Origin of the sequence: Microbacterium sp. CPCC 204701 (genome assembly GCF_004010105.1) — a bacterium.
Classification (GTDB): Bacteria; Actinomycetota; Actinomycetes; order Actinomycetales; family Microbacteriaceae; genus Microbacterium.
Window position 1 is genome coordinate 1 of record NZ_RRYE01000211.1, and the last position, 5,311, is coordinate 5,311.

Annotated in this window: 6 protein-coding genes; 3 read left to right on the forward strand and 3 right to left on the reverse strand. The window is 70.9% G+C overall.

The genetic code is table 11. The features are described 5' to 3' along the window. Positions 1–930: MinD/ParA family ATP-binding protein (locus EIO58_RS12055; RefSeq protein WP_446723920.1), on the forward strand; the 930-nt coding region annotated here is incomplete at its 5' end. Between the two features lie 153 nt (positions 931–1,083). On the opposite strand, the gene EIO58_RS12060 is transcribed toward EIO58_RS12055, so the two are convergent. Next, positions 1,084–1,362 (reverse strand): GlsB/YeaQ/YmgE family stress response membrane protein, encoded by a 279-nt coding sequence (locus EIO58_RS12060; protein WP_127819751.1) that lies wholly within the window; start codon positions 1,360–1,362, stop codon positions 1,084–1,086. A gap of 242 nt (positions 1,363–1,604) precedes the next feature. On the opposite strand from EIO58_RS12060, the gene EIO58_RS12065 reads away from it, so the two are divergent. Then, complete coding sequence (locus EIO58_RS12065; protein ID WP_127819752.1) at positions 1,605–2,789, forward strand: aminotransferase class I/II-fold pyridoxal phosphate-dependent enzyme; 1,185 nt, start codon at positions 1,605–1,607, stop codon at positions 2,787–2,789. 12 nt (positions 2,790–2,801) lie between these two features. On the opposite strand, the gene EIO58_RS12070 is transcribed toward EIO58_RS12065, so the two are convergent. Both EIO58_RS12070 and EIO58_RS12075 read right to left on the reverse strand, forming a co-directional pair. Then, the gene (locus EIO58_RS12070) at positions 2,802–3,254 is read right to left on the reverse strand and encodes a hypothetical protein (protein ID WP_127819753.1); all 453 of its coding nucleotides are present in this window, start codon (positions 3,252–3,254) and stop codon (positions 2,802–2,804) included. A gap of 64 nt (positions 3,255–3,318) precedes the next feature. Beyond that, a complete protein-coding gene (locus EIO58_RS12075; RefSeq protein ID WP_127819754.1) occupies positions 3,319–4,554 on the reverse strand; it encodes an MFS transporter in 1,236 nt (411 codons plus the stop codon). 79 nt (positions 4,555–4,633) lie between these two features. Between EIO58_RS12075 and EIO58_RS12080 the strand changes: the two genes are divergently transcribed. After that, the coding region (locus EIO58_RS12080; RefSeq protein WP_164861667.1) for a LacI family DNA-binding transcriptional regulator at positions 4,634–5,311 on the forward strand (678 nt) is incomplete at its 3' end.

Here is a 5,311-nt window from a genome sequence, read left to right on the forward strand (position 1 = left end):
CCGACCGTCCAGGATCTGCTCGAGTCGCGCAACGGCACCAAGCGCGCCCGCGCGACCACGGGGTGGCAGGGCACGGTGCGCCGGGCCACCGGCGGTCTGGTCTCGCCTGCGCCCGGACGCGCGGAGCGCTCGCGGCTCGATCGCGAGAAGCGCGTCCAGCGCCGTCTCGACGCGCCGCGCACGATCGTCGTGCTGAATCCGAAGGGCGGCGCCCACAAGACGACCAGCACGCTGCTCCTCGCGGCGACGTTCGGCACCCTGCGTGGCGGAGCGACCCTTGCGTGGGACAACAACGAGACGCGCGGCACGCTCGGCTGGCGCGCGCAGAACGCGCCGCACCACCGCACCGCCGTCGACCTCCTCGAGGATATCGATGAGTTCTGGAATCCGAGCGGGTCGAGCCTCGCCGCACTCGACACGTACGTGCGCACACAGGTCGACGCGCGGTTCGATGTGCTGGCTTCGGACGAGGATGCCGCGGCATCCTCGACGATCGATTCCGCGGCGTTCGACCGGCTCCATGCGCTGCTGCGCCGCTACTACCGGCTGATGATCGTCGACACCGGCAACAACATGCGTGCCTCGAACTGGGTGGCGGCCGTCGCCGCGGCCGACCAGCTCGTGATCGTCTCGACGGTGCGGGAAGACACGGCGGCCAGTGCCGCGTGGCTGCTCGACGGACTTCGCGAAAAGGGCTTCGGTGCCAAGATCGACGAGGCCGTGACGGTGCTCACCGCCCCGTCGTCCCGCCCGGATCGGCGCCTGGAGCATCGGCTGGCGCGGCACTTCGAGCAGGTGACGTCGGCCGTCGTCACCGCCCCGTTCGATCCGTCGCTCGTCGACGGCGGGCCGATCGACTTCGAAGCGCTCGCTCCCGAGACCCGGGATGCGTGGCTCACGGTCGCGGCCACGGTCGCCGATCGGCTCTGAGGCTTGCCACTGCCGCGGGTTCCCCCGACCACGGGTGCGCGGGTCTGCTAACACGACGGATGCTGCGACCTCGTCGACGCCGTACGCCGTGTGGACGCGGGGGAAGGCCGACGGCAGCCGCGCGGGTCGGGGGGCCCCGGCGGCTGCCGCGGGTCAGGGTCGCGAGGTGCGGCGTCGCGCGAAGAAGACGTAGAGCCCGAGGACGATGATCGCGCCGAGGATCGAACCGATGATGCCCGCGGGCTGGAGGAACCCTCCGCTGGGATCGGACCCGAAGACCAGGAACCCGAGGAAGCCTCCGACGAAGGACCCGACGATGCCGAGGGCGATCGTCATCAGGATGCCCATGCTCTGCTTGCCGGGGATGATGGCACGGGCGATCAGGCCTGCGATGAGGCCGATGACGATGAGGCCGAGGATGGTCCAGAGCATGATCTCTCCTTCGGGTTGAGGACGCCGACCCGGGGTCCGAGAGCCCAACGCTGCGAGGTGCCGATCACCCTAACAACGAGCCGGCCCGTCACGAGGTCATCTTCACAACGGGCCCGCGGCGCGGTATCCTTGCGCGCCGACCCCGCGCGCCGGGGCCGCCGGTCCGCGGGAGCCATGGGTGCTCCCCCACACATGGGATGCCGACCGGATCACGTAGGGCACTGCGGACGAGGGTGATCGAGATGGCGATGTCGGCTCGGGCAAGAGAGGCGAAGGCTGCGGTCGACGTCGTGACCGCGTTCTTCGGACGGATCCAGGCGATCGCCGACGATCCGGACGCACTCGACTTCACGTTCGGCAACCCGCACGAGATGGCTCTGCCGGGGCTTCCCGCGGCGCTGCGCGCGCACGCCGAGCCGCAGTCGGTGGACTGGTTCGCGTACAAGACCAGCGAACGCGGGGCGCAGGAGGTCGTCGCGGCGGGCCTCGTGCCCGAGCTGGGACTGACTTTCGAGCCCGAAGACATCGCGATGACCCAAGGCGCGTTCGGCGCGATGTCGCTGGCGCTTGCGCTGCTGGCGGATGCCGGCGACGAGGTCGTCATCCCTGTTCCCGGATGGTTCTGCTACGAGCCGATGCTGGTCGCAGCGAACCTCGTGCCGGTGCGCGCGCCGCTGGATGCGACGACCTTCGACCTCGACGTCGACGCGATAGCCCGCGCGATCACGCCCCGCACCAGGGTGGTGATCGTCAACTCGCCCGCGAACCCGACCGGCCGCGTGTACCCGAAGGCGGCGTGGGACGAGCTGGCCGATGTTCTCGAGCGCGCGTCGAACGAGCACGGCCGGCGGATCTGGCTGCTCTCGGACGAGCCTTACCGGCGTATCCGCTTCGACGGTGTGGAGTTCGCAAGCCCTGCCGCCTCGTACCCCTGGACCGTCATCGACTACAGCTACGGCAAGGTGCTGCTGGCTCCCGGCCAGCGGCTCGGCTACCTCGCGCTGTCTCCGCTGATCCCCGCCGCAGAGCGCGATGAGCTGCGCGAGGCCCTCATGCCCCTCGGGCTCGCGATCGGCTGGGGTTTCCCCGACGCGGTCATGCAGTACTCGGTGCCCGCCCTCGAGACGCTGTCGATCGACCTGGCCGAGCTCACCCGCAAGCGGGACCGGCTCTACGGCGCGCTGACGGATGCCGGACTCGAGGTCACCCGCCCCGAGGGCACGTTCTATCTGTGGGGCCGCGCACCGGGTGGCGACGCCGTGGCGTTCTGCGACGCGCTCGCCGCACGCGGCGTGTACCTGATGCCCGGCACGCTCTTCGACCGGCCGGAGCACTTCCGCATCTCGCTCACCGCGACCATGGAGATGATCGACCGCGCCCTCCCCCACCTCCTCGACGTCTCGGCCCAGCTCGACCGGGCAGCCTGAGGATGTGCGCGGTCACCACTCGGGCGGGATGTCGCCCGACGGAGTGAGCTCGACGATCCCTTGACCCGGGTTCAGCCCCATCCAGCCGTTCTCCCACTCGCTGAGGAGAACGACGGACGCGGAGTGAGCGGTCGCGGCCTCGAACGGGTCCGAGCCGAAATACGGGTCGTCGGTAGGTCCGCACCGCGACGGAGGTGACATCACCTGGATGGTGTCGGGTCCTTCGCCCTTGACCCACTCGGTCACCTCGACCGACCAGACGTTCGCGGGCGCCCCGAACAGGCTCGCCGTCGACGCGAGCTCTTCGACGTGCCCCAGGACGACTGCGTCGGCGGCCTGGACCGCATCCGGCGGAGAGTCGTACCCGGCCCACCCCGGGCACCCCTGCGACACGCAACCCGTGAGCGCGACAGACGCGAGCGCCGCCGCGCTCAGCAACGCACCGCCGCGCCCGATCCTGATCACAAGGAGATTCTGCGGCCGCGGCGCCGCGGCCGGTCGGAATCGTTACCGCATCGAGCCCCGGCTGTCAGTGGTGGGAGTGGCCGGCGCCGACGCTCGAGCCGGCGATGGGCTTGGCGGCCGACGAGGCGAGACCCGAGGCCACCGCCAGTGCCACCAGGATGTACAGGGTGTTGAGCAGGCCGATCTGCTCGCTGATGAACCCGAGGATCGGCGGGCCGCACAGGAACGACACGTACCCGATGGTCGCGGCGGCGCTCACGCGGGCGGCGGCCTTGGCGGGGTCGTCGGCCGCGGCCGACATGCCGAGCGGGAACCCGAGCGAGGTGCCCGCGCCCCACAGTGCGGCGGCGACGAAGACGAGCGGGATGTTCGGCGCGAGGATGAACAGCACGAGGCCCCCGGCAGCCAGCACCGAGAGCACCCGCAGCGTCGCCACGCGGCCGAAGCGGTCGACGAGCGGGCCGCCGAAGACGCGCACGACCGTCATCGAGACGGAGAACACCGTCAGTCCGAGGGCGCCGAGCGCCGGGGTGGCGCCGTGCCCCTCGACCATGCCGAGCGCGAGCCAGTCGTTCGCGCCGCCCTCGGCGAAGGCCATGCCGAGCATGATGACGCCCAGGGCGTAGGTGCGCGGCTCGCGCCAGGCCGACAGCGAGGTGTGCAGCCGTTCCCGCCAGTGCGGCCTGTCGGCTGCGGCATCCGTGTCTCCCGTGATGTCGCGCGATGGGACGTTGGCATACGAGGCGAACGCGATGCCGACGATCACGAGCGCCATGAAGAGCGTGTGGAGAAGCACGTTGACGTGCCACGCCGCGGCCAGGGCGCCGATCCCCGCGCCGACGACGGTGCCGAAGCTGAAGAAGGCGTGGAACAGCGGCAGGATCGTCTTGCCCGACTGCTTCTCGATCGCGGCGCCCTCGACGTTCATCATGACGTCGACCGCTCCGTTGCCGAGGCCGAACAGCACCAGGCCCGCGATCACGACGACGTACGAGTGCAGCACGTCGGTGCCGACGCCGATGATCGCGACGCCCGCGGCGAAGACGAACATCGACACGAGCATCCCCGTGCGGGCGCCCCATCTCGCCAGCACGATGTTCGCGAGCGACAGGCCCAGGATCGACGCGATGCCCGCGCCGAGCAGCATGAGCCCGATCTGGATGTTGTCGACGTCGAGCGTGACCTTGATGGCCGGCACGCGCGAAGCCCACGTCGCGATGCTGAGTCCGCTCGCGAGGAAGATCGCGAAGATCGCCGTGCGCCAGCGCACGTACTGCGCACGGCTGAGGACCGGTTCCATGCGGGCAAGCGTAGCGAATCGATTCGACTCTCTCGAATCGATTCGGCGGATGCCGTCTGCGCGAGTACCATCGGGGCCCATGAGCACCCGACGCGCCACGATCGCGGATGTCGCCCGCGAGGCCGGTGTCTCGCCGTCGACGGCGTCCGTCGTGTTCAGCGGAAACACCCCGGTCTCGGACGCGACCCGTCGCCGCGTGCTCGACGCCGCGGCCGCGCTCGGGTACGCCGGTCCCGATCCCCGCGCGGCGTCGCTGCGGCGCGGACGCTCGGGGATCGTGGGTGTCGTCTTCGAGGAGCACCTCGGAACGGCGTTCCTCGACCCGGTCAAGACCCTGATGATGGACGGTCTCGCCGACGCCGTCGCGCCCCTCGGCGCGGGTCTCCTGCTGCTGCGCGACCAGGAGCCGACCGGTGGGGGGCCCTCGCTCACCAGCGCCCCGCTCGACGCGGCGGTGCTCATCGGCTGCAGCGGACTGCTTCGTCAATCGCTCGACGCGGTCAAGGCACGAGGCATCCCGGTCGTCGTCATCGAGGGCGATGCGGGCGACGACGTGCCGCGCATCGGCCTCGACAACCGGGAGGCCCAGCGCCAGGCCGCGAGCCACCTGCGGGCGCTCGGCCATCGCGACGTCGCAGTCGTGGGGCTCCCCGCGCGCGCCGGGTGGCAGCGCGGCTGGCTGAGCGACGACACCGCCATCGCGGTCGACGTCACCCGCGAGCGCCTCGCGGGAGCCATGGACGTGTTCCCGGATGCC